Genomic DNA, 1,191 nt, shown 5'->3' on the forward strand with positions numbered 1-1,191 from the left:
CGTCAAGAAGACAGGAGGCGGAACGATCTTCTTTACCGGCGACAAGGACTATCAGGGCGGAACAAGCGTTGTCGCCGGCATCCTGCAACTCGGCGACGGGACGACGAACAGCACGATTGCCAACGGCATCACGATTGCCGACGGGGCGACGCTTGCGGTCAGCCAGAGCGGTGCTCTGCCCTTCACCAACGTTCTGGCGGCCGCCGCCAATCCAGGAAATCCAGCCCATTTCAATGTCATGGGAACGGGCGTGCTCAACTTCTCCAGCAATAGCGACACATTCCATGGTTTGACGACCGTTTCGGCAGGGACCCTCAACCTTTCCGGCACGCTTGGCGGGCCGGTCTCGGTCGCGGGCGGCACGCTTCAGGGCACCGGCTTGATCAATGGCGACGTGACGGTCGGGCAATCCGGCACGATCAGGGGCAATTATTCAACGTCCCCGATGCTGAGGGTCACCGGCCAATTGACGCTTGGTACCGGGTCGACCCTCGATGTGATCCTCGATCCGAACCCGGGCATGAACCCGTCGACGGCTCTGATCACGGCGACCACGCTGAATATGGCGGACGGCAATGTGAGTTTCACACCGACCAATCTTGTTGTCGGCCAGCGCTATAACCTGATCTACTTTTCAACTTCTGCAATTGGGAATGCGAGCAATCTCACGCTCTTGAACAATCCGGGCAATTACGTATTGGACAACGATCCGACGAACGCGCCCGGCTACCTCTATATCCGTGTCGAGGCGCCGACCGGCCAGCCTCTGCTCTGGCATCCGCTTGCGGCAGGACCCAACAATTTCGGCGGGACCGGCACCTGGGATGCGAGTACGACTGCGAGCTGGGCGGAGACTTCCGCCGGCGCGCCGTTGATCGACTGGATCCAGTCCGACATCGCCGTGTTCACACAGCAGGCGGGCACGGTGACGGTCGACAGCAGCACACCGATCACCGTCAACGGCATGCGCTTTACCGTGACGGATTACGAACTGACGGGCGCGGCCGCCAATTCCACGCTGACGCTCGATGACGGGCCGGGCACGGTCAATCTCGAAGTGACGACCGCCAGCGACAAGGCGACGATCGGCGTTATCCTCGGCGAAGGCCCAAGCCCCGTTCCCGTGACCAAGACGGGCGACGGCATGCTGATCCTGACGGCCGCCAATACCTATACCGGGCTGACCACGGT

At 61.5% G+C, this 1,191-nt stretch carries 1 protein-coding gene; it reads left to right on the forward strand.

The genetic code is table 11. The features are described from left to right. Positions 1 to 1,191: autotransporter-associated beta strand repeat-containing protein (locus GGR30_RS23200; RefSeq protein WP_183491655.1), on the forward strand; the 1,191-nt coding region annotated here is incomplete at both ends.

It is taken from the genome of Martelella radicis (assembly GCF_014196625.1).
Taxonomy (GTDB): Bacteria; Pseudomonadota; Alphaproteobacteria; order Rhizobiales; family Rhizobiaceae; genus Martelella; species Martelella radicis.